General features: G+C 63.4%; 20 protein-coding genes and 1 pseudogene. 8 read left to right on the top strand and 13 right to left on the bottom strand.

Going from position 1 to position 22,529, the window contains the following annotated elements:
• Positions 1-74 precede the first annotated feature (74 nt).
• Entirely contained in the window at positions 75-1,403 is a 1,329-nt protein-coding gene (gene rlmD / locus THIVI_RS20895) for a 23S rRNA (uracil(1939)-C(5))-methyltransferase RlmD (RefSeq protein WP_014780512.1), read from the bottom strand.
• A gap of 91 nt (positions 1,404-1,494) precedes the next feature.
• Here rlmD and tsaA point away from each other — a divergent pair, with 91 nt between their 5' ends.
• Complete coding sequence (gene tsaA / locus THIVI_RS20890) at positions 1,495-2,220, top strand: tRNA (N6-threonylcarbamoyladenosine(37)-N6)-methyltransferase TrmO (protein ID WP_014780511.1); 726 nt, start codon at positions 1,495-1,497, stop codon at positions 2,218-2,220.
• Positions 2,221-2,246: 26 nt separating this feature from the next.
• On the opposite strand, the gene sbcB is transcribed toward tsaA, so the two are convergent.
• The 9 genes from sbcB to THIVI_RS20850 all read right to left on the bottom strand — a co-directional run bounded on the left by sbcB (position 2,247) and on the right by THIVI_RS20850 (position 8,532).
• Entirely contained in the window at positions 2,247-3,686 is a 1,440-nt protein-coding gene (gene sbcB, locus THIVI_RS20885; RefSeq protein WP_014780510.1) for an exodeoxyribonuclease I, read from the bottom strand.
• 2 nt (positions 3,687-3,688) lie between these two features.
• Entirely contained in the window at positions 3,689-4,033 is a 345-nt protein-coding gene (gene rplS / locus THIVI_RS20880) for a 50S ribosomal protein L19 (protein WP_014780509.1), read from the bottom strand.
• 21 nt (positions 4,034-4,054) lie between these two features.
• Positions 4,055-4,804 (bottom strand): tRNA (guanosine(37)-N1)-methyltransferase TrmD, encoded by a 750-nt coding sequence (trmD, locus tag THIVI_RS20875; RefSeq protein ID WP_014780508.1) that lies wholly within the window; start codon positions 4,802-4,804, stop codon positions 4,055-4,057.
• Between the two features lie 36 nt (positions 4,805-4,840).
• Positions 4,841-5,359, bottom strand: a complete 519-nt coding sequence (gene rimM, locus THIVI_RS20870) for a ribosome maturation factor RimM (RefSeq protein ID WP_014780507.1) — start codon at positions 5,357-5,359, stop codon at positions 4,841-4,843.
• Positions 5,360-5,378: 19 nt separating this feature from the next.
• Positions 5,379-5,642, bottom strand: coding sequence for a 30S ribosomal protein S16 (gene rpsP / locus THIVI_RS20865; protein WP_014780506.1), 264 nt, complete (start codon positions 5,640-5,642; stop codon positions 5,379-5,381).
• 99 nt (positions 5,643-5,741) lie between these two features.
• Entirely contained in the window at positions 5,742-6,938 is a 1,197-nt protein-coding gene (locus THIVI_RS20860; protein ID WP_014780505.1) for a toxic anion resistance protein, read from the bottom strand.
• A gap of 20 nt (positions 6,939-6,958) precedes the next feature.
• Positions 6,959-7,750 carry a 5-bromo-4-chloroindolyl phosphate hydrolysis family protein gene (locus THIVI_RS20855; protein ID WP_014780504.1) on the bottom strand — a complete coding sequence of 264 codons (792 nt, stop codon included), beginning with the start codon at positions 7,748-7,750 and terminating at the stop codon, positions 6,959-6,961.
• A 58-nt stretch (positions 7,751-7,808) separates the two neighbouring features.
• On the bottom strand, positions 7,809-7,940 hold the full coding sequence (locus THIVI_RS26125; RefSeq protein ID WP_014780503.1) for a hypothetical protein: 132 nt from the start codon (positions 7,938-7,940) through the stop codon (positions 7,809-7,811).
• Positions 7,930-8,532: a Uma2 family endonuclease gene (locus THIVI_RS20850; RefSeq protein ID WP_014780502.1), complete on the bottom strand. Its 603-nt coding sequence runs from the start codon at positions 8,530-8,532 to the stop codon at positions 7,930-7,932. The genes THIVI_RS26125 and THIVI_RS20850 overlap by 11 nt, the downstream gene beginning before the upstream one ends.
• A 171-nt stretch (positions 8,533-8,703) precedes the next feature.
• Here THIVI_RS20850 and cydD point away from each other — a divergent pair, with 171 nt between their 5' ends.
• The 3 genes and pseudogenes from cydD (at position 8,704) to THIVI_RS20835 (ending at position 13,489) form a co-directional block, all read left to right on the top strand.
• Positions 8,704-10,503 carry a thiol reductant ABC exporter subunit CydD gene (cydD, locus tag THIVI_RS20845; RefSeq protein WP_014780501.1) on the top strand — a complete coding sequence of 600 codons (1,800 nt, stop codon included), beginning with the start codon at positions 8,704-8,706 and terminating at the stop codon, positions 10,501-10,503.
• Entirely contained in the window at positions 10,500-12,239 is a 1,740-nt protein-coding gene (gene cydC, locus THIVI_RS20840; RefSeq protein ID WP_014780500.1) for a thiol reductant ABC exporter subunit CydC, read from the top strand. The genes cydD and cydC overlap by 4 nt, the downstream gene beginning before the upstream one ends.
• Before the next feature lie 141 nt (positions 12,240-12,380).
• A pseudogene (locus THIVI_RS20835) lies at positions 12,381-13,489 on the top strand (IS5 family transposase).
• A gap of 94 nt (positions 13,490-13,583) precedes the next feature.
• On the opposite strand, the gene THIVI_RS23090 reads toward THIVI_RS20835, so the two are convergent.
• A complete protein-coding gene (locus THIVI_RS23090; protein ID WP_157174525.1) occupies positions 13,584-14,003 on the bottom strand; it encodes a hypothetical protein in 420 nt (139 codons plus the stop codon).
• Positions 14,004-14,152: 149 nt separating this feature from the next.
• Between THIVI_RS23090 and THIVI_RS20825 the strand changes: the two genes are divergently transcribed.
• From THIVI_RS20825 to THIVI_RS20810, 4 genes are all read left to right on the top strand, one after another.
• On the top strand, positions 14,153-15,142 hold the full coding sequence (locus THIVI_RS20825) for an adenosine kinase (protein WP_014780499.1): 990 nt from the start codon (positions 14,153-14,155) through the stop codon (positions 15,140-15,142).
• A 185-nt stretch (positions 15,143-15,327) separates the two neighbouring features.
• Complete coding sequence (locus THIVI_RS20820) at positions 15,328-16,239, top strand: hypothetical protein (RefSeq protein ID WP_014780498.1); 912 nt, start codon at positions 15,328-15,330, stop codon at positions 16,237-16,239.
• A 24-nt stretch (positions 16,240-16,263) separates the two neighbouring features.
• Positions 16,264-16,938 carry a tRNA (adenosine(37)-N6)-threonylcarbamoyltransferase complex dimerization subunit type 1 TsaB gene (gene tsaB / locus THIVI_RS20815; RefSeq protein WP_014780497.1) on the top strand — a complete coding sequence of 225 codons (675 nt, stop codon included), beginning with the start codon at positions 16,264-16,266 and terminating at the stop codon, positions 16,936-16,938.
• Between the two features lie 568 nt (positions 16,939-17,506).
• On the top strand, positions 17,507-17,719 hold the full coding sequence (locus THIVI_RS20810; RefSeq protein WP_014780496.1) for a cold-shock protein: 213 nt from the start codon (positions 17,507-17,509) through the stop codon (positions 17,717-17,719).
• A 209-nt stretch (positions 17,720-17,928) separates the two neighbouring features.
• Here THIVI_RS20810 and THIVI_RS20805 read toward each other — a convergent pair whose 3' ends face one another.
• A complete protein-coding gene (locus THIVI_RS20805) occupies positions 17,929-19,599 on the bottom strand; it encodes a response regulator (RefSeq protein WP_014780495.1) in 1,671 nt (556 codons plus the stop codon).
• Positions 19,599-22,310, bottom strand: coding sequence for an ATP-binding protein (locus tag THIVI_RS20800; RefSeq protein ID WP_014780494.1), 2,712 nt, complete (start codon positions 22,308-22,310; stop codon positions 19,599-19,601). The genes THIVI_RS20805 and THIVI_RS20800 overlap by 1 nt, the downstream gene beginning before the upstream one ends.
• Between the last annotated feature and the right edge of the window lie 219 nt (positions 22,311-22,529).

The following is a 22,529-nucleotide window of genomic DNA, read 5'->3' as shown; positions in this document are numbered from 1 at the left end:
GTTCACCCCATTCGACAATCATTGGCCAAGTTGCTGATTCAAAAAAGCTGGCTGCTGGAAGCTGGCAGCTCTTTTTAGGTTTCACGTTCGAACAGCGCCATGGATTCGACATGCGCGGTATGCGGAAACATATCCATCACGCCCGCCGCTCGCAGCTTGTAGCCAAGTCCATTGACCAGCCGATCGGCATCCCGCGCCAGGGTCGCGGGGTTACAGGAGACATAGAGAATCCGCTCGACGCCCAGGCGCGGCAGACAGTCCAGCACTTGCAAGGCGCCGCTGCGCGGGGGATCCAGCAGCGCGCGGGTAAAACGTTCGCGCATCCAGGGCTGAAGATCCAGTTCGCCATCGAGATTGGCGGTATAAAACCGCGCGTTGCCGATCCCGTTGCGCGCCGCGTTGGACTCCGCCCGCGCCACCAGTCCGGCCTCGCCCTCGACACCGACCACTGACGTTGCCTGACGCGCCAGCGGCAGGGTGAAATTCCCCAGTCCGCAGAACAGATCCAGCACGGCGTCGTCCGGTTGCACGTCCAGCAGTTCGAGCGCGCGATCCACCATCAGCCGATTCAGTTCCAGATTGACCTGGGTGAAATCGTTTGGCTGGAACTCGATCCGGATCTCATGGCGCGGCAGCTTGTAGTGAAGGTCAATGCCTTGGCCCGGCAGAGGACGGATGGTCTCGACGCCGCCTTCCTGAAGATAGACATGAAAGCCCTCACGCCCGGCCAGCGACAGGAGCGCCTCGACATCCGCCGCGCTCGGCGTCTGCATCGCTCGGAACACCAGCACGCAAGGTCCGTCGCCCATCGAGACCTCGATCTGCGGCACCTGATCGCGGATGCTCAAGCTGTCGACCGTCTCGGCGAGGATCCGGAGGCGCTCGCCGACCGCCGGATGCAGCACCTCGCAGCGGGTCAGATCGGCGAGATAGGCATTGCCGCGCTCACGAAAGCCGACCAGGGTCCGCCCTTTCTTGAGGACATGACGCACCCCGAGGCGCGCCTTGCGCCGGTAGCCCCAATGACCGGCGACCAGGGGATCCAGCCAGCGCTCCGGGGCGACCTTGCCGATGCGTGCGAAGACATCCGCCAGACTCGCCTGTTTCATCCGGATCTGGGCCGTCGTGTCCATGTGTTGCAGACTGCAACCGCCGCAGACGCCAAAATGCGGGCACTTCGGTTCGACACGTTCGGGGGCCGCGCGCAGCACCTCGACGACCGTTCCCTCATCGAAGCGGCGTTGCAGACGGGTGTAGCGGAAGCGCACCCGCTCGCCCGCAAGCGCGCCATCGACGAAGACCGCCTTGCCGTCGATGTGAGCGAGTCCCCTGCCCTCGTGGGTCAGCGATTCGATATCGGCCTCGACGGGCTCCTGAGGAAGTGGTTTGCGTTTTCTTGACACAGATGTCCTTCATTCGGATTGGAAGATGGTCGAGCCGTTACGATACGATCATCGGCGCCGCGCACCGAATCTCCACCGGATCCCTTTACCCATGAACTTCGAGCCCATCGGCTTCATCCGCTCGCCCTATACCGACAAGTTCGGCATCCCGCGCCAACCCGGACTGGTGACAGCCGCGGAGGCGCGACTGGAACTCCTGCCGCCTTTCGCGCGCGAGGAGGCATTCAAGGGGATCGACGGTTTCTCTCATGTGTGGATTCTCTTTGTTTTCCATCAGGATTGCCTGCATGCCGGCTGGCACCCGACCGTGCGGCCGCCGCGCCTGGGCGGCCGCGAGACGGTTGGGGTTTTCGCCAGCCGGGCTCCCTATCGGCCCAACCCCATCGGAATCTCGGCGGTGGAGCATCTGGGAGTGGAGCGCGATACGCGGGGGCTGGCGCTCAAACTGCGCGGGGTCGATCTGCTCGACGGCACGCCCGTGCTCGACATCAAACCCTATGTGCCTTACGCCGATGCGCTCCCCCAGGCATCGAGCGGATTCGCAACACCGCCTCGGGTCACCGCGCTGCCCGTCGCGTTTTCGGAAAGCGCTCGCCGGGACGTGGAGTTGGCGGATCCCAACGGCCAACGCAAACTGTTCGAGTTGATCGCACAGATTCTGGCCCAGGATCCCCGCCCCGGCTACATGGACCGTTACCCGGAGCGCCGCGAATTCGGAATCCAGCTTTACGATCTCAATATTCGCTGGTGTATCGATGACCGCGAGATCAATGTGATCGGCGTTGACCCGGTCGCGGCGTTGGAACTCGCGCGGTGACTTTCCGAGAGTTTCCTGACGATGCTCTAGATCGCGGCGTCAAGCACCTGTTCGGCCCAGCCCGAGAGCGCCTCCAGGATCTGGAGTTTCCCCGGATCGGCGGCATGGATCTCGGCCAATTCCATCAGACGCTGTTCATAGGGGTCAATCTGGATGCTCCCGCCGCCGTCCGGGTCGGTGAGACGGGTCAGACGCTCGGCGTCCCAATCCTCTCGTTCCTCCGGGGTTAGACTCTCGGGCCAATTGCGGGCGCGATAGCGAAACAGCATGCGGGGCAGACGCGCATCCTCGAAAACCGGCGACGCTTGCGCCAGTTCAGCCGGCGAGAGACGGTGCATCCCATCCAGGATCCGCCGGTCCTGGTCGGAGAAAAAGCCGCCGGAGTAGAGCATCAGATCAGGGTCGGTCTCGGCCGGACCCTCCGGCAGTTGATGCGCGGCCTGGACGCGGCGCTGGATGTCGGCGGCGGATGCCGCGATCCATCGCGCCCGTTCAACGACCTGATCGGGATCGATCCGCCAGCGCTCGGCGGTCTGGGCGGTCAGGGTTTTCAGCGTGGCCAGCACCGGGGCGCGATTGACATGAACGGTCTTCAGCGGGACGCGCTCCACGCCCTCGGGCAAATGCGCGCTCGGAGTGAAGAGTCGGGCGCGGAGTTCCTCGACGGACAGGTCGAGGAGTTGGGCCGGATCGGCGCGCAGATCGAAGCAGATCACGCCATTGCCGTTCGTCGGGTGTTGCGCCACCGGGAACACCGGCGCGAGACACCCCAGGGCGGCGGGATAGCGGGCGGAGACATGCAGCAGCGGCTCGCCCTTGGCGAGCAGATCGCGCCCACGCCGCTTGTCGCGCAGGGTCAGCGTATAGTCGAACAACCGGGGCTGGGCCTGACGCAGCCGGCGCGCGAGCGCGAGCGTGGCGCGCACGTCAGCGAGCGCGTCGTGCGCCTGAGCATGACCGATGGCGTTGGCGGCGGTCAGTTGCTCCAGCTTGAACGAGACGGTGCCATCCTCGTGGGTCGGCCACTCCAGACCGTCGGGGCGCAAGGCATGGGCCAGTCGCAGGGTATCGATGAGATCCCAGCGCGAATTGCCATTGCGCCATTCGCGCGCGTAGGGGTCGTAGAGATTGCGGTATAGCAGATGGCGGGTGACTTCGTCGTCGAAGCGGAGACTGTTGTAGCCGACCCCGCAGGTGCCGGGTTCGCTCAGCGCGGCATGGATGCGTGCGGCGAATTCGGCCTCGACCAGACCCTCGCGCTCGGCAAGTTGCGGCGTGATGCCGGTGATGAGACAGGCCTCCGGCTGGGGCAGCAGATCCGTCGCGGGGCGACAGAACAGCACCAGCGGATCGCCGACCTCGTTCAGATCGGTATCGGTGCGTAGACCGGCGAACTGACAGGCACGATCACGACGGGGGTCGGCGCCCCAGGTTTCGTAATCGTGCCAGTAGAAGGTTGGCGACAAGCCTAGAGCTTTTCCCGGATACGGGCGGCCTTGCCGGTGAGTCCGCGCAGATAGTAGAGCTTGGCGCGACGCACGTCGCCCTTGCGCTTGACCTCGATCCCGCCGATGGCCGGACTGTAGGTTTGGAAGACCCGCTCCACGCCCTCGCCGTGCGAGATCTTCCGCACCGTGAAGGCCGAATTCAGGCCGCGCTTGCGAATCGCGATCACCACGCCCTCGAAGGCCTGGAGACGTTCGCGGTTGGCTTCCTTGACCTTCACCTGCACGACGACGGTATCGCCGGGGGCAAAATCAGGGATTTCACGGGTCATTTGCTCTTGTTCGAGCACTTGAATAATGTTGCTCATGGTTTTCCTTCGCTCCTGTTCTCAGCCGGCGTCATCTTGATGATGGGCCAGGACAAATTCATCGAGTAACGCCTGCTCGGCCGGGTTCAGCCCGCGCCGCTTCAGCAATTCCGGGCGCCGCAGCCAAGTCCGGCCCAGCGCCTGACGTAGCCGCCAACGTTCGATCGCGGCATGATCGCCGCCGATCAGCACGGACGGAACCGAACAGCCGTCGATCCGTTCCGGGCGGGTGTAATGCGGGCAATCCAGCAGCCCGTCCATATAGGAGTCCTGACGGGCCGAATCGGCATGTCCGAGCGCGCCGGGCAAGAGCCGGATCGCGGCGTCCATCACGACCATGGCCGGCAGTTCGCCGCCGCTCAGGACGTAGTCGCCGATCGACCATTCCTCGTCCACCTGCGCCGCGATCAGGCGTTCGTCGATCCCTTCGTAGCGACCGGCCACCAGAATCCAGCCGGGTTGGGCGGCAATCTCGCCGATGGCGGCCTGATCGAGCAACCGCCCCTGGGGGGACAGATAGGCGACCCGGCTTGTCGGGGCCGCCGCGCGCGCGTCGGCAATGGCATCGCGGAGCGGCTCGACCTTCATCACCATGCCGGGACCGCCGCCATAGGGTCGGTCATCGACGGTGCGATGGACATCCTGGGTGTAATCCCGCGGATTCCAGAGATGCAGTTCGGCCAGACCGCGGGTCATGGCCCGTCCGGTGACGCCCTGATCCGACAGAATGCGGAACAGATCCGGAAACAGGGTGACGACATCGAAGCGCATGGCTGAAAGCGTTAGCCGCCCGAAAGACGTTGCGGTTTAAAAGTCAGGATCCCAATCGACTTCGATCCGGCGACGTTCGAAATCGACATCCTTCACCACGTCGCCCCAGGCAAACGGCAGCAGACGCTCGCGCTCGCCCTTGACCACCAGCACGTCGTTGACGCCGGTCGAAAAAAGATGGTTCACCCGACCGAGATCGACACCGGCGACGGTGACGACCGCGAGCCCTTCCAGGTCAAACCAGTAAAACTCGTCCGGACGCGGCGGGGGCAATTGCTCGCGGGTCACCGCGATCTCCTGACCGACCAATTGCGCGGCGGCGTCGCGATCCTCGCAGCCATCGAGCCTGACGATCATGCCCTTCCCATGCAGCTTACGCTCGGAGAGCCTGCGCGGCGTCGCTTCCGGGCCAATCAGCCAGGGCGCGTAGCCGAGAATGCCGTCGCGCGGATCGGTTTCCGAGACGACTTTCACCCAGCCCTTGAGCCCGTAAACGCCCGCAATGCGTCCAACGACGATGCGCGACGGATCAGTTCGTGTAGCCGTGACGGTCATCGAGATGACGCGTAAAGGCTCAGGCCGCGACTGCCGCCGCCTCGCGTGCCGCCTGCTTCAGCAACTGCTTGGCGCGGTCGGTCGGCTGGGCGCCCTGACGGATCCAATAATCGGCGCGTTCGCGATCGACGCGCAGCGGAATCTCGCCGCCCCTGGCGTTGGGATTAAAGAATCCAAGCCGCTCGATATAACGGCCGTCGCGCTTGGCGCGGATGTCGGCGACAACAATCTGATAAAAGGGGTTCTTCTTGGAACCACCCCGAGATAGGCGAATCGTGACCATGTGCAGTCCTGGCTCAGACGTGTGGGCGTTGCGGGATAGCCCCGCAGGTAAACGCGCAAATATACAGAATCTGACGAAAAATGGAAGCGTGGAATCGTCTCAGGATGACTGACCAGCGCTCGCCGCCCCGCCGCGTGCGCTGGCCGACGTGAGCGTCCGGCGCAAATCCGCTTCCAACTGCTCCAGCTCGCGGCTGGCGGCGGCACGGGCGCGCTTGCCCTCGTCGGCGATCGCGAGGCTTTCCTCGATGGTCTCGATCAGGGTCCGGTTGGCCTGCTTGACCACCTCGATATCGAAAACACCGCGCTCGATCTGACGCCGCGCCTCGGCATTGGCCGACTTGAGATTCCCGGCATTGGCGCGCAACAGATCGTTGGTCAGATCGGTCGCCGCCTTGAGGGTGTCGGCGGCCTCGGCGGAGCGATAGATGGTCACCGCCTGGGCCAGTTGCTGGCGCCACAGCGGAACCGTATTGACGAGGGTCGAATTGATCTTGTTGATCAGTCCCTTGTCGTTCTCCTGCACCAGTCGGATGCTCGGCAGACCCTGCATCGAAACCTGCCGGGTTAGTTTCAGATCATGGATCCGGCGCTCCAGTTCATCGCGGGCACCGCGCAGATCCTTGAGTTTCTGGACTTCGACCATGTCCTTGCCCGCCTCGACCTGGGCGGCCAGGGCTGGGATCGTCGTCTCGTCGAGTTCCGTCAGCTTCCGTTCGCCGGCGGCGATATAGCGCTCCAGTGCGCGGAAATAATCGAGATTGGCGGCATAGAGCCGATCGAGCGCGGTCACGTCCGTCAGCAGCTTGGTCTGATGACGCTCCAGCGCCCTGGAGATGTCCTCGATCTGATCGCGCACCACCTCGTATTCCTGCAGGAACCTGACCACGGGCCGGCCCTTGCCCATCAGTCGGGACAGAAACCCCGGCTTGCGATTGGGATCGAGGTCCTCGACATCGAACCCCTTGAGGGTCGTGACCATCTCGCTCAGCGCCGCGCCCGCCGGGCCGACATCCTTTGCCCGCACGCCCTCCAGCATCTGGTCCGAGATTTCGGTGAGCCGTTCCTGCGCCTTGGCGCCGAAGAAGAGGATCGAGTGCGAATCGGCCAGATTCAGTTCCTGAAGCAGGCCCGCGACCTCGGGATCCTCGACGGGCGCCACGGGGTGCGCGTCGAGGGTCATCGGCGCCTGGATGCTGGCTGGAGCCACTGCGGTTAAATCCATGTCAGGCGCCGATGCGGACGCCTCGGGCGTGTCGCGGGAAACGTCTTTCCGACTCTCATGTTCATCCGCCATCGCGATCCTCCAAGCCATTCTTAAAGTTGCGTCAATTGCTTCTTCAACACCTCGATCTGAACGTCGAGATCCATCAAGTCGGTTTTCAGCAGACGCCGATGCTGTTCGTCGAAGACCTCCTCGACCGTCGCCAGGACCGTGCGGAAATTCTGCTCCAGTTCGCGCGAATCGGCCAGACGGTGCGTGCGGGCATAGCCGTCGGCGACCTGCTGCACCCCCTCCAGATAGACGTTCAGAAACTTGCGCGCCCGAAACAGATCGGTCGGGCGATCCGCGATCTGGTTGAGGATGACGCGCCCCTGACGGCCAATGCGTTGCAACCGAAGTTTCAATTCGGGATTGGCGATGGTCGTCGCCGCGCGCTCCAGTTCGATGAGTTTGCGTTCCGCCTCGGCGAGCGCGTCGGCAACCTTTCTGGCCCGCTCGTCGCCAAGATCGAAGGGGCGCGGCCGGCCCAGCGGTTCGAGCCCATAGACCAGATGAAACCCGAGCAGCGCCAACGCCGCGAAAGTCAGACTGAGCGCAAGCCCATGACCGACCGCGACGAAGGCGGTCAGGCCCGTGGCGAAACCCGTGAGCAGTCCGCCGATGGTTTTGAGCGGAAACCGCTCCAAACGGGCGAAACGCGGGGTCTGCCGCGACTGGGCGGACAGGATACCGCGACGGGTCAGAGAGGCGGCGACCATGAAGAGCACGAATCCGGCGCCATCGCCCAGAAAAGCGTCGAGCCGACCGGCACCCAGCCCGATCAGCGCGCCGAACAAGAGCGGCAGCGGCAGCAGAAACAGGAGCGCGCCTTTCAACCGGGACATCCTCGCTCCGGGAATCCAGTCCGCGAGCAGGGCCGGCACGCGCGCCGGGGCGATGCGTTCACCATGTAAACAGCGCCTGACAGGAGACCAGTCCGACGCTGGACAGGAGAAGCACGACGCCAAGAATCCGCGCGCCCAGGGGTGGCCGAGCGGGCGGGGTTGGGCGGTGCGGCGTCAGATCATCCGGCATGGCCGCGCGTCTCCTCTGGCTCGAACCGCACCCTGGCGTAGATCTCCGCCATCGGCACGGCGCACTCGATGGCGTCGAAGCGGATCAGATCGTCCGGGTCGGAATAGGCGGTCAATACCCAGCGATCATCGTCCCGACGGGTGAACACGTCGACCGAATAGCGATCCTGGGCGACAAGAACATATTGCCGCAGACTCGGCAGCGCGCGATAGATGGCGAACTTGCCGCCACGGTCATAGCCCTCGGTCGACGGCGACAGCACCTCGATCAGCAGGATCGGATTGGTCAGAACGTCGCTGCGCTCGTCGTGGAAGGCCGGTTCGTCGCAGAGCGCGACGATATCCGGATAGGTGCTGGCATCGGCGGTCTCGACGCGAACGCGCATGTCGTTGGAGAGCACCGTGCAGGGACCGGCGTCAAGTTGATTGCCCAGCCGTCGAACCAGGTTGGCGGTGATCAGATTATGGTTGTAGCTCGCGCCAGTCATCGCATAGACATGGCCCGCGACATATTCGTGTTTCTCGTCGATGGCCTCGCGCTCGACCGCGAGGTAGTCATCAAAGTTGTAAGCGGCTTTCGGTTGCAGCGACATCCAGTGACTCCATCGATTCAGTCAACGTTGACTTAACTCAACCGAGTATAGCCCGATGCGAACCCGGATTCCTCGCGGGTCGCGTTTGACGAATCGGCATTGCCCAGCATCGACGGGTTCCGTATCCTCGCCGTTCCGATGTCGCCGGAGTCATCCTCGGAACCACCGTACATGTCCGTCAATAGCTGGCTCAAATCCCAACGGCCACTGGCCGGAAACGCACTCGCATTCACCATCTGGCTGAATACGGCAAACGGCCTACTCGCCATCGTTCAGGCATGGTGTCTGGCGGTCATCCTCAACGCCGCGATCTTCGCCGGTGCAGGCTTGACGGACGTCCAGCCCTGGCTGTGGTCGCTGCTCGGCCTCTTCGCGCTGCGCGCGGCGGTCGTCTGGTTCGCCGAACGCACCGCGTTCGGTGCCGCGGCCGGCGTGCGGGTGGCGCTGCGCGATCGCGTCTATCGGCATCTGCAACGGCTCGGCCCCGGCTATCTCGCCAACCAGCGCAGCGGGGCGCTGGTGGAGACCCTGACCAAGGGCATCGACGATCTGGAAGGCTACTACGCCCGCTTCCTGCCGGCCATGAGCCTGACGATGATCCTGCCGCTGGCCATCCTGACCGCCGTGCTGCCCATGGACTGGCTCGCCGGTCTGGTGCTGATGGTGACGGCGCCCATGATCCCGCTCTTCATGATTCTGATCGGCTCCGGCGCCGAGGCCCGCAATCAGCGCCAGTGGAAACAACTGGCCCGCATGAGCGCGCATTTTCTGGACGTGATCCAGGGCCTGACCACGCTCAAACTGTTCGGGGCCAGCCGGCGCGAGGTCCAGGTCGTGGCGAAGATCTCGGACGACTATCGGGTCAGCACCATGCAGGTACTGCGGATCGCCTTCCTGTCTTCGGCGGTGCTGGAGTTTTTCGCCACCGTCGGTATCGCCATCGTGGCCGTCTTCATCGGCTTCCGACTCTATGGCCTGGCCCTGCCCGTCCCGCCTTGGCTGGCGGTGCCTGATGTCACCTTTCTACAGGGTCTGTTCGTCCTCATGCTGGCGCCGGAGTTCTATGCGCCGCTGCGCAACCTGGGCACCCAGTATCACGCACGGCTGGCGGCGGTGGCCGCCGCCGAGCAACTGATTCAGGTGTTGGAGGCCGAGCCCGCGCAATCCATCCCTGGCACCGAACCGCTGGACAACCAACGTCCGCTCGGGGTGCGGTTCGAGTCGGTGCGCTTCAGTTATGAAGAAGGCCGGGACGCGCTCGGGGGGCTGGACATCGAGATTCCGCCGGGTCAACGGATCGCGCTGGTCGGCACCAGCGGCGCCGGCAAGACCACCGTCGTGAACCTGCTGCTCGGCTTCCTGACGCCAACCGGGGGGCGCATTCTGATCGGCGCTCAGGAACTGTCGCGCATCGATCTGGACGACTGGCGGCGGCATCTGGCCTGGGTGCCGCAACAGCCGCGTCTGTTCCAGGGGAGCATCGCCGACAATATCCGGCTCGGCGTGCCGGAGGCGAGTCTGGACGCCGTGCGCGAGTCGGCGCGGCGCGCGCGCGCGGACCAGTTCATCGAGGCGCTACCCGACGGCTACGACAGCCGGGTTGGCGAGCGTGGGGCGGGCCTGTCCGGCGGGCAGATCCAGCGCATCGCCCTGGCGCGCGCCTTTCTGCGGGACGCGCCGCTCGTCATTCTCGACGAGGCCACGGCCAATCTCGACCCCGAGAGCGAGCGCCTGGTCCAGGAAGGCATCGACGATCTCGCGCGCGACCGTACCCTGCTGGTGGTCGCTCACCGGCTGGCGACGGTACGTCGGGCCGATCGCATCCTGGTGCTGGACCAGGGCCAAATCGTCGAACAGGGCGATCATGCCACGCTGGCCGCGGCGCACGGACTCTACGCCCGCATGATCGCGGCCTATGGAGATGCCGGCCAAGGGGTTGCCGACATCCAGGACACAGGTAAAGGCTCATGAAGGACATTCTGCGTCTGCTGGATCTATTCCGACCCTATCGGGGCTGGATGCTGCTGGGCACCCTGGCCGCGATCCTCACCCTGATCGCCAATGTCATGCTGATGGCCGCCTCCGGCTGGTTCCTCGCCGCGATGGCGACGGCCGGCGCCGCCGGGGTCGCCATGAACTATTTCACCCCGGCGGCCATGATCCGGGGCAGCGCCATGCTCCGCACCGGCGGGCGCTACGCCGAACGGCTGATCAATCACGAGGCGACTTTCCGTCTGATCGCCAGTCTGCGGGTGTGGTTCTACAGCCACCTGGAACCGCTCGCGCCCGCGCGACTCCAGCAGTATCACAGCGGCGATCTGCTCAGCCGCATCCGCGCCGACATCGACGCACTCGACAACCTCTATGTACGGGTGCTGGTGCCGGTCGTCGTCGCCCTCGCGAGCACCCTGATCTTCGTTATCTTCCTCTTTCTCTTCGCCCCGGTTCTGGCCCTGACCGGGCTGATCTTTCTGTCGCTCGCGGGCGTCGCCCTGCCGCTCTGGTCCCAGTCGCGCGGACAGGCGCCCGGACGGCGGATCACCGAGGACGAAAGCGAACTGCGGACCGCCGTCATCGATGGCGTGCAGGGGATGGCCGAACTCACCGTCTACGGCGTGACGGAACGCCAAGCCCAACGCATCGACGACCTGAGCCGCCGCCTGGTCGCCGATCAGGCGCGACTTAGCAGCGACCACGGGCTGACCCTGGCGGCGGTCGGCCTCTGCGCCAGCCTGAGTCTCTGGGTGCTGCTCTGGCTGGCGATTCCGCTGGTGCGCGACGGCCAGCTCATGCCGCCCCTACTTGCCATGCTGGCCCTGTTCACACTCGCCAGCTTCGAGGCGGTCGCACCGCTACCGCAAGCCTTTCAATTGCTTGGCCGCACGCTCGCCGCCGCACGCAGACTCTTCGACATCGTCGACACCGAACCGGCGGTGCGCGAACCGCCGGGTCTCTCGCCCCAGATCGCAAACTTCGACATCGCCTTCGACCGCGTCACCTTCGGTTATCCCAAGGCGGCGCACCCAGCCGTCGCGGACATCGTGCTGCGCATCCCCGAGGGAACCCGAGCCGCCGTCATCGGCGCCACCGGCTCGGGCAAGAGCACGCTGTTCAATCTGCTGCTGCGTTTCTGGGCGCCGGATGCCGGGGCGATTCGGATCGGCGGACAGGACATCGCCGATTTTCACGGCGACGATCTACGCCGTCATATCGCCGTGGTCAGCCAGCATACCCATCTGTTCGACGCCACCATCCGCGAGAACCTGCTGATCGCCAATCCCGATGCCTCCCAGGGCGCCATCGAACAGGCGTGCCGGGTCGCGCAGATCCACGACTTCATCGCCGAACTCCCCGAGGGCTATGACACCTGGGTCGGCGAAACCGGCGTGCGGATGTCCGGGGGGCAGGGGCGAAGAATCGCCGTCGCGCGGGCGCTGCTCAAGGACGCGCCCATCCTGCTGCTTGACGAGCCGACCGAGGGCCTGGACGCCGCCACCGAGCGCGATCTGATGCAGGCGCTCGACCGGCTGATGGTCGGGCGCACGGTCCTGCTGATCACCCACCGTCCGGCCGGGCTGGACTGGGTCGATCAGGTGCTAGTGCTCGATCGGGGCCGCGAGTTGGCCCACGGCGATGTCTCCGTGGTGCCGCAGGCGACGCAGGCCGCGCTGCTCGCGGTCGGGCCGACGCTAGACGCCTCGATATAAGCCCACCTTTCGCCCGCAAGCGGGCTCCTACCGAGTTTGACGCTTGGCAAAGTCATTTCCGGAAATCGCCTAAGAGGGTGTAGACAAAAATAATTGAGCTGCTATTTGTATACCAGTCTACAACTGAGCTGGTGTGCGCTGATGTCGAAAGCTGGTCGTCCCCCCAAGATTCACGAGGCGGAGCAAGCGGTATTGCGTCAAATTGTCACGGATCGCCCGACCTCCACGCTGTCAGAGATTGCCCGGGAACTCGCGGCACGGACGGGAATCGAGGCTCATGAAGCAACGATTCGCAAGTCCTTGCGGGAGGCGGGCGTCACGCGCCTCCGGGGCGAGAGTGGTCTCGAGGCGCAAGCGCGCGCAACGCCGCGTCGGTATGGGTATACGGATGCGCATCGTCGCCACGACCCCGACCAAAGCTACCCAAGTTGTCTGACCGATGCGGAGTGGGACTTGGTCGCCGCTCTCTTTGAGATGCCGGGCGGGCGGGGTCAACCGCCCCGCGTGTCGCGCCGGAGCATCCTGGAGGCGTGTTGCTACGTGGTGCGCACGGGGTGCGCGTGGCGGATGCTGCCGCACGATTTCGCGCCTTGGCAGAATGTCTACAAGACGTTTCGCCGTTGGAGTGCGGCTGGGAAGTTTGAGCAGATGCATGATCGACTGCGGGGGCAATGGCGCGAACGCGAGGGGCGTGAGATCGCGCCGACGGCGGCGGTGCTGGATGCGCAATCGACCCGCGGCTCGCCGCAGGGTGGACCGAGCGGCTTTGATGCGGGCAAGCAGGTCAAGGGGCGCAAGCGCAGCCTGGTGGTCGATACCTTGGGGTTCGTGTTGGCGGTGAGCGTGGTCGCGGCCAATCTTCAGGACCGCGATGCCGCCTCGGGCGCCGTCGCTGACGCGGCCGCCAAGTACCCCCAGATCAACACGGTGTTTGTGGATAGAGCGTACGCCGGTCAATTTGCCCAAACCACGGAGCAGACCCACGCGATCCGCGTGGAAGTCGTGCGCCATCCAGCCAACAAAAGCGTTGGCTCCTGGCACGTGGACGGGGGCCTGACCGAGTGGTGATCGCCAACGCCGACGGCTTCGTTCCGCTGCCGAAGCGCTGGGTTGTCGAGCGCACCCATGCGTGGAATGAGCGTGCCCGTCGATTGATCATGCATCATGACCGTCTGCCAGCGGTCTCCGAAACCTGGGTTTGGCTGGCGGAGGCGCGCATCCTGCTGCGGCGGTTGACCACAACGGTTTGATTTTGTCTACACCCTCTAAGGCGATTTTTAGAAAAGATACTCACAGCCATTCCGTAAAGCCGTTCGTGGTGAGGCCCTCGAACCACGAACGGCTTTACGGAATGGCAGTAAGCCGGCAGTTGTAGCACCCGCCATCGCCAACGTCCGCTTGCGGGCGACGAACCGTGCAAAAGGCGTGGACAAAGGAACACAGATCCATGAACCAACCGCTCGCGCTCCATTCCGACCCCATCGACGCTGACCGCCTCGCCGACGAAGACGCCCAGAACCGCCAGGCCGACTGGCCGACTGGCTCGCCGACAAGGTCTTCGGCGGCGAGGAGAACGCCGAGAAAACCGGCGGTCTCGTCGCCCGCTTCGTCGCCTCCTACGCACGACACAAGGACGTACAGCCGCTCGACGCCTGGCTGACCGCCGAATTCCGCCAGTATCCGACCCTCTGGCAGGATGACGCCGAGGTCGAATCCACCCGCCCGCGACATCATCGTCAGCGTCGAACAGGCCAATGCCGCCAAGGAATCGCTCTACGCCCATCTCGACCAGGTAAGAGCCGCGCAAGCTGGTTGGCCAAGCGGATCGAGGAGGGCGCTAAAAGCGAGAGGTCGGATCGGCTCCCGCCGCGCGGTACAATGGCCCGCTTTAGCGACTCAACGGCGGAACAAGCATGTCGAAGTATCACATCTACGGAATCGGCAACGCGCTGGTCGATCTGGAGTATGAGGTGGAGCCCCATGATCTGGGCATCCTCGGGATCGACAAAGGGGTCATGACCCTGGTCGACGAGGCCCAGCAGACGGGCATCATGCACCATCTCAAAGACCACCATCATCAACGCGGCTCCGGCGGATCGGCGGCCAATTCGATCATCGCCTTCAGCCAGTTCGGCGGGAAAGGCTTTTACTCCTGCAAGGTCGCCGACGACGAGCTGGGCCATTTCTACATGCGGGATCTTCTCGACGGCGGCGTCGACACCAACCACCACACCGAGAAGGCCCAGGGCCACACCGGGCGCTGCGTGGTGCTGGTGACTCCGGACAGCGACCGCACCATGTGCACTTTTCTCGGCGTCAGCGGCGATTTCTCCGCCCAGGAATTGGTGGAAGACGCGCTGCGGGATTCCGACTGGTTCTACACCGAAGGCTATCTGGTGACCTCGGACGCCGCGCGCGATGCCTCCATCGCGGCCAAGCGGATCGCGGACGCGGCGGGCGTCAAGACCGCCATCTCGCTGTCCGATCCGAACATGGTCAAGTTCTTCAAACACGGATTGCTGGAGATGATCGGCTCCGGCGTCGATCTGCTGTTCGCCAACGAGTTCGAGGCCATGGGCATGGCCGGCAGCGAGGATCTGTCGCGCGCGGTGGAGTATCTCAAAACCGTCAGCAGGAGCTTTGCCATCACCCGCGGTCCCGAGGGCGCACTGGTCTGGGACGGCGCAACGCTGATCGAAATCGCGCCGGTCAAGGTGGAGGCCGTGGATACGGTCGGCGCTGGCGATATGTTCGCCGGCGCCTTCCTCTTCGGTCTGAGCCAGGGTTGGGACCACCAGCGCGCGGGCGATCTCGCCTCCGCCGCCTCGGCCAAATTGGTCACGAGTCTCGGACCGCGAATCTCGGCCACGGAAACACAAGCGATCCTGAAATCCTTTCGGTAAGTCTCAAAACGGCGAATTCGTTTCAAACGAATCCGCCGAATTGCGCACTCATCGTCACCCCCATCCGCCTCTTGAGGGTAGCATTTCAGGTAACCACACCGAATCCATCGCCCAGCAACCAACGGACCGCGGCCCACACCCGGATGGATGCGGCTATCCGTCGCGTCCCGATCGGAGCATGTGTCATGCTGACCTTCGATGCCCCTTCGCTGCCCTCCCCGCTCGCCATCCGGGAATGCACGCGGCCACGCTTCGACGGCAGTCTGGACAAATTGGGCGACTGGCTGACCGATCTGCGCGCGGCCGGGATACGCCAGTCCGGGCCAGCGCTGATTCTGGCCTTGGAAAAACTGCGCCGGTCGGAGATTTCAACCAGCCGGCGACTCGCCGCCCTGTCCGCCCTGAAGGTTCCCCTGCTCAAGACCTGCGCCGGTCTGCCGAAACCGGGGCTGGCCATCGGCAAAGCCGTCTCGCTCACGTCCGGCGTCACCCTCGAACAGCGTCTCGACCGACTCATGTTCGCGAACCTGAACCAGATGCTGCGCCAGATCGACCGGCAGGGTTGCCTCCTGTCCAACCGGGAATACCGCAAACGCGATTGGACGTTGCGGAATCTGTTCCGGTTCGCCAAGCGGCAGATGCGTTACGCCGCGCTCTGGAACACCCCGCTTCCAGCAAAAACCTGGCTCGACCTTCACGAACTCCATGTCTATCTGCTGGCTCAGCGTGTGATGCCGATGGCGACCATCGCGCCATCGGACACCGGAACCCATTGGACCGACCCCGAACTGGAGTACAAACAACTGCTCTTGTTTGGACTGGCCGCGCATCTCAAGCCGTCCGCGGTCCGCACCGACGTTTTCCTGGAGGGGCTGCCCGGCTGGGCCACGCAAACCCTGCTGGAAGACCCGGAACGGATGTTGGGCAGAATCAGGCTGTTTTTGGTGCCCATGCTCGAAGACGAACCGCCGCGCCAATTGGCCGGCCCGCTGCATGCGGCCTTTCGCGGCTGGGTGTTGCAACCGCCCTACTCTTTTATCCATCAGCTCGACGGGATCGGGTATAAAATCGCCCCCCATCGGAATCCCTTCGCCTGAACGCGTCTTCATAGCCAGCCCTTCATGAAACTGCTTGCGATCGACACCTCCGGCGATGCCTGCTCCGCCGCGCTTCTGATCGATGGAAAGATCGAGCAATTGTTTGAAACCGCTCCCCGTCGACATGGCGAACGCATCCTGCCCATGATGCAGGACTTGCTGGATCGGGCCGGTCTCCGCGTCAATGCGCTGGATGCCCTGGCCTTCGGCTGCGGTCCCGGTTCGTTTACCGGGGTGCGGATCGCGGCGGCGGTCATCCAGGGCGCGGCATTCGGCGCCGATCTTCCGGTCCTACCCGTCTCGACGCTGGGTGCCCTGGCTCAGGGTCAATTTCGTCGTGGCGGACAACGTCGTCTGCTGACGGCGCTCGACGCCCGCATGGGCGAGGTGTACTGGGGATGTTTCGAGGTGGGCGAGGACGGACTTGCCGCGCCTCGCGGCGAGGAAGCGGTCTGCCCGCCGGATCGCGTCGAGTTGCCGGCCAACCACGGCTGGTACGGGGTTGGATCGGGATGGGCGGCCCACACCGCTAGTTTGACGGCCCGCGTCGGCGACGCCTTGGCCGGTGTCAATTCCGATGCTCTCTGCGAGGCCCGCGACATTGTCATCATGGCGGCCGCACAATTGCACGCGGGTCGACAGGTCTCGCCTGAACTGGCTGCTCCGGTTTATCTCCGGGATCGGGTCACGCGAACGTAGGCGACAGGACCAGTGCGTTGCCATGCCGGAACATGGGGTTCGGTCGCGGACACCGCTGTTCATCGTTATCGCGCAATGCCCCACGCTAGTGCGTGCCCCTCGGGATACGGCGTCAGGTCGGCGCGGTTCGGGTTTTCGTCCTGAAATTTCATTTATTCGGAAGACTTTTTGGAGTTTCGATGTACACTACTCTTCCATGAAGCAGCGGATGCAGCGAAAATCGGCTCATGCGTATCCAAAAACGGTTCCACATCCTTCAAGCCATCACGCATCGTGCGCTTTCCTGTACCGAGCGCCGTCATCCAGCATCTGCATTTCCGTAGTCCGATTTCCTTCCTTTTTTATCTAGTATGCATTACCCATCCGTGCCCCTTCGACACCTGCTCGACTTGAGTTTGCCTCGGGTCCTGACTTTCCAGTGCCGATCGAAACGGGCGATTCCGCAAAGAGGTAATGTTCGCGGCGAATTCCACTCGTGATCGAGTGGGCAGTGAAACTGGTCTCAAGAAAGAGATCAGGTTTGAGTAATGCCAACGCAGGTTGGTACGTCTAAAGTGATGAGGTCGATATGGCAGGCGAATTGGTTTCCGGTACGGTCAAGTGGTTCAATGACGAGAAGGGCTACGGTTTCATTGAACGGGAAGGTGGCAAGGACGTCTTCGTCCATCACAGCGCTATCAATGGCGCGGGGCGTAAAACCCTGCTCGAAGGTCAGCGAGTGACGATGGAAGTGACCCAGGGCCCCAAGGGACCGCAAGCAGAGAATGTCACTCCGAACTGATCGGCGGTTTGACCGGTTACCGGCAACATCGTCCCATGAGTGACATCCGCGGGATCCGATGGCGGATCCCGCGGTTATTTCCGTGAAGAGCGTACCGACCAAGTCCCTTTATCTTTATCGCAAGGTAGAGCGGACACGATCTGGCACGCATCGGTTCGCACCTTACGCGGCCTGATTCAGGCGCTACGCGAACGATTCCAGAATGTTCCCTATAGCAACAACTCGACCAACTTTTCCATTCGTATCGGCTTGGTTGCAAAGTCATTCATGCCGGCGTCCAGACAGGCTTGACGATCGTCCGCCGTCGCATTGGCGGTCAGTGCGATGATCCTTGGCTGACGATGGTTTGGAGGCAGTTGTCGAATCTGGCGACTGGCGCCGATGCCATCGAGTTCCGGCATCTGGACATCCATCAGAATCACATCGTAGACACTTTGTTTGGAAGCCTCGACGGCCTCCACGCCATTATTGACGACGTCGGCCTGAAGGCCGAGATGTTTTAACAGTTTCAGGGTCACCATCTGATTGATCGGGTTGTCCTCGGCCAGCAGGATGCGCAACCTCGGCGGTGGATCGGTCGGCTGGGCCAGATCCAATGCGGGCGTGACCGCTGGATCCCTGACTGCGCCATACTCGACGACCAACGCACGTCCCCCGTCCGCTCCGCCGCTGCCTGACCCGATCGCCTGCCGATGACGGATGGCCGGCATCAACCATGTGCAGCGAAAGATGCTGCCCTGCCCTGGAACGCCGGCACTCTCGACCTCGATGCCCCCGCCCATCAGCTCCGACAAACGCCGGCAGATCGCCAGACCCAGACCAGTTCCGCCATAACGCCGGGTCGTGGATGCGTCGACCTGACTGAATTTCTGGAACAGCCGCGACTGCGCTTCGCGGGGAATGCCGACGCCGGTATCCTGTACCGTCAAGATCAGCCGATAGACGCGCTCCGTCTCCAGGCCGCCCGCTGCCGTCGCGCCGCCGGACAAGGAAGACGAAGAGGACGCCGCCTCCTGTCCGGCCAGCGCGATGGCGACACTCCCGCGCTCGGTGAACTTCACCGCGTTGCTGACCAGATTGACGATGATCTGTCTCAGACGATGGTCGTCCCCGACAAATTCGCGCGGCAGGCCCGGATCCAGTTCGACCGTCAACCGGAGTTGCTTTTCCCACGCCTTGTTCTTGACGAGATCCAGCGCGCCTTGCACGCAATCCTGGAGAACGAAGCGGAGCGGATGCAGTTCGAGCATCCCCGCCTCGATCTTCGAGTAATCCAGGATGTCGCTAATGAGAAACAGCAGTGCATTGCCGCTGGTCTCGATGATGCCGACATAGTCGCGCTGGGTCGCGTCCAGTGGGGTCGTCGTCAGCAGTTCGCTCATGCCGATGATGGCGTTGAGCGGGGTGCGGATTTCATGGCTCATGTTCGCCAGAAACTCGCTCTTCGCGCGATTCGCCGACTCCGCGTCCGACTTGGCCTGTTTGAGTTCGGCATCGGCGCGACTCAGGCGGACCTGGGTGTTCAGACGGGCCGCCAGTTCGCTCACCTCGAAGGGTTTGTTGACGAAGTCCACCGCGCCCGCCGCGAAGGCCCTGACCTTGCTGTCGACATCGCTCTTGGCGCTGAGCATGATGACGCGCAGATGTGCCAGGTGCGGATTGGATTTGAGAATCTCCAGCACCTCGAAACCATCCAGACCGGGCATCATGATGTCGAGCAGGACGACATCGATCGCGTCTTCCGATTCCAGCATCACCAGCGCGTCCGTGCCATCGGCCGCTTGCAGGATGTCGTATTGGTCTTTGAAGAGTTCGTGGATAAATTCGCGAATACTCTGCTCGTCATCCACGATCAGCAGGGTCGGGCGCGGCTCCTCCATTAGGCGCGACCCCGGAAGCTCTCGATCAACTCGATCATCTGTTCGCGGCGGAAGGGCTTGGTGACAAAGCCGTCCGCGCCAGCCTCGCGCGCGCGCTGTTCGTCGATTTGCTGGGTGGCGGCGGTGAAGATGATGATCGGCGTATCCCGCGTGTTGCTGTTGCGCTTGAGGGTGCGACAGATATCGTAGCCGGAAATGCCGGGAATCCAGGCATCCAGCAGCACCAGATCCGGCTTGCGGCTGATCGCCTCCCGGATGGCGGTCGCGCTGGTCAGCGCGCTGAGAATCGTATAGTGCTCTTCGAGCAGATCGCGCGTGAACGTGATCACATCCGCCTCGTCATCGACCACCAGGATGGAAAGACGCTCATCCGCAGGCAGATCGATCTGGGGCTCCTCCGGTTGCTCGAAATGAATGACCTTGAACGCGGGCGCACTCTCGTCCGCCGCGCACGCACGCGGCGGCCTGACGACGGAGTCGTCGCTGATCGGCGTCTGATCCGCGGCGATCGGCAGGATCACATGGAAGGTGCTGCCCTGGCCGTATTCGCTCTCCACCCGGATCTCGCCCTCGTGAGCCTGCACGATTCCCTGAACGATGGAGAGCCCGAGACCGGTTCCGCCCGCCATGAATTCGTTCTTGCCGGTGCGGTGCTTGGTGATATCGCCGAGCGTCGAGAACCGCTTGAAGAGTTTCCCAAGATCCTCCTGGCGAATTCCGATGCCGTTATCGCTCACCTGCAGATGCACCTGTCCCGCCTCCGCCTGGACCCGTATCTTGATTCTCCCCCCGTCGGGGGTGTATTTGACCGCATTCCCCAGCAGGTTGATCACCACCTGGGACAAGCGGTCCAGATCGCCGTCGACCAGCGGCAGATCCTCGGCGAGTTCCAGGGTCAGCGTATGTCCCCGACTGTCGAGATAGGGCTGCTGTTCGTCGGCAATCTCCCGGACGATCCGGCTCAGCGAAACCGGCATGCGTTCCAGCACCAGTTTATTCTCCTCGATGCGCGAAATGTCGAGCAGTTCGGCGACGATGCGGGCCAGCCGGGTCGCGTTGCGCGAGACCGTCTCCAGCATCTTGTGCTGGGCCGGTGAAATCTCCCCCCCTTTCCCCTCGCGAATCAGATCCACATAACCCTGGATGGCGATCAGCGGCGTGCGCAGCTCATGCGAGGCCATCGAGATGAATTTGGACTTGAGCTGATCGAGTTCCATCAATTCCAGGTTGGCAGTCTCGATCTCGTCGATCTTGGTCTGCAGATCGTCCGCCATCTGATTGAAGGTCACCGCCAAATCCTCGATTTCGTCACCGGAATGCAGTTGGATCCGATGACCGAGTTCTCCCGCGCCAACCCGTCGCGAACCCTCGGCCAACGTATGGATCGGTCGCGAAATCGTGCGCGCGAAAATCAGCGCGACCGGGATCAAGGCCAGCACGATCCCAAAGAGCAGCCACAAAAAGGTCTCGACCAGCGACTGCGCGCGCGCGTTCAGCATGGCGGCGGTGCGCTCGCGGCTCTGCTCGATCTTCCGGTTGGTGAGCAGCGCTGGCGCGATCACCTCCTGCACGGGCACCGCGATAGCGACGCTCCAGCCCGTGACCGGGATCGGGTGATAGGCGAGAAAATACTCCTTGCCGGTCTTGGAATCGGTGTAGGTGGTCAGTTCGTGCCCACCCTGGCTCATGGCCGCGACAATCCGCTGAAAGGCCGGATCGCGCACCTTGGTCAACTGATGGGCAAAGGCCTCGTTGCGCTTGAATTCGCCCTCGAAACTCCCCTGGAATTCGAGAAACTCGGACGCCCGTTCCGGGAACGCGATGGCCTGACCGGTACGCGACATCAGAAAGGCGAAACCGCTCTGCTCGACCTGGAGGTTCAGGATGCCCTTGACGATCTGATCGAGCGTGATATCGATGCCGGTGACGGCGACCACTCGATCCCCGCGATAGACCGGCGCGATGCTGGAGACCATCCAGCCAAGACCCGCCGGATCCCAGTAGAGTTCGGTCCACTCGGGGCCGCGATCCGGGTTATGCGCGGCGTCGGCCAGATAATAGAAATCGAAGGCGGTGACATCGGGTGCCTGGCTGAACTGTTGCGGGCCATCGACCCAGGTAAATTCGCCGTTGACGAACGGCATGCCGCGTGACAACTGTCCGGCGGTATTGATGTACATCTGGACCGCGTAGGGATTGGTCGCGGCGATGCTGTTAAAGAGGATATCCATATACTCGGTCAGTTGAATTTCTTTCAGCGTCTCCTTGCTGACCCGCCCCTTTTCATCGACCCCGCTGCCGAAGACAGCAAGCCAGGAATTGCGGTTTTCCTGACGGCTGCCGAAGGATTTGTGCTCCGGCGCGGGTTCGTAGGTACTTGGCAAGGCGTAGCGTTTCAGGGTCTCGGCATGGTTGTAGAGATAGGTGCCGAAATCGGCCAGTTTCACCGTATCGCCCTGCACCTGCTTCAGGATTTCGTTGACATCGCCGGCATGGCGTTCGGTGAGGGCCAGCAAGCGGGTTTTGAGTTCGTCGGACAGGGCCGCGCTACTGTCGGACATCGCCAGCTCGGCGACCTCGCGGTTGGCCTGCGAAGCGATCTGGCTGATGCTGAGAGTACTGCGATACCCGACCCAGCCGACGACCAGCAGCGGAACGAGCGCGGTGAGGATCAAAACGATCAGCAGCTTGCTTGTGATACGAACTTTCATGCCAAATCGCGTCCGGAGCCATGGAAGAGTCTAGCGATCCCGGCCGCGCGGCCGCCAGCGGCGATCGGTGCGACACGCCCTTGCTACCCTGAAAAAGAGGGAATCATAGCACTCGCCTGATCCAGGCAGGCAGTGACCTGGATCGACATTCGCGGAATCGCCAAGCGATTCCCGCGCCGCGCACCCCCCTGCCACGAACGGCCATCCGTGTGGAAACCG

The organism is Thiocystis violascens DSM 198 (assembly GCF_000227745.2).
Taxonomy (GTDB): domain Bacteria; phylum Pseudomonadota; class Gammaproteobacteria; order Chromatiales; family Chromatiaceae; genus Chromatium; species Chromatium violascens.
This window is presented reverse-complemented; position numbering and strand designations above follow the sequence as displayed.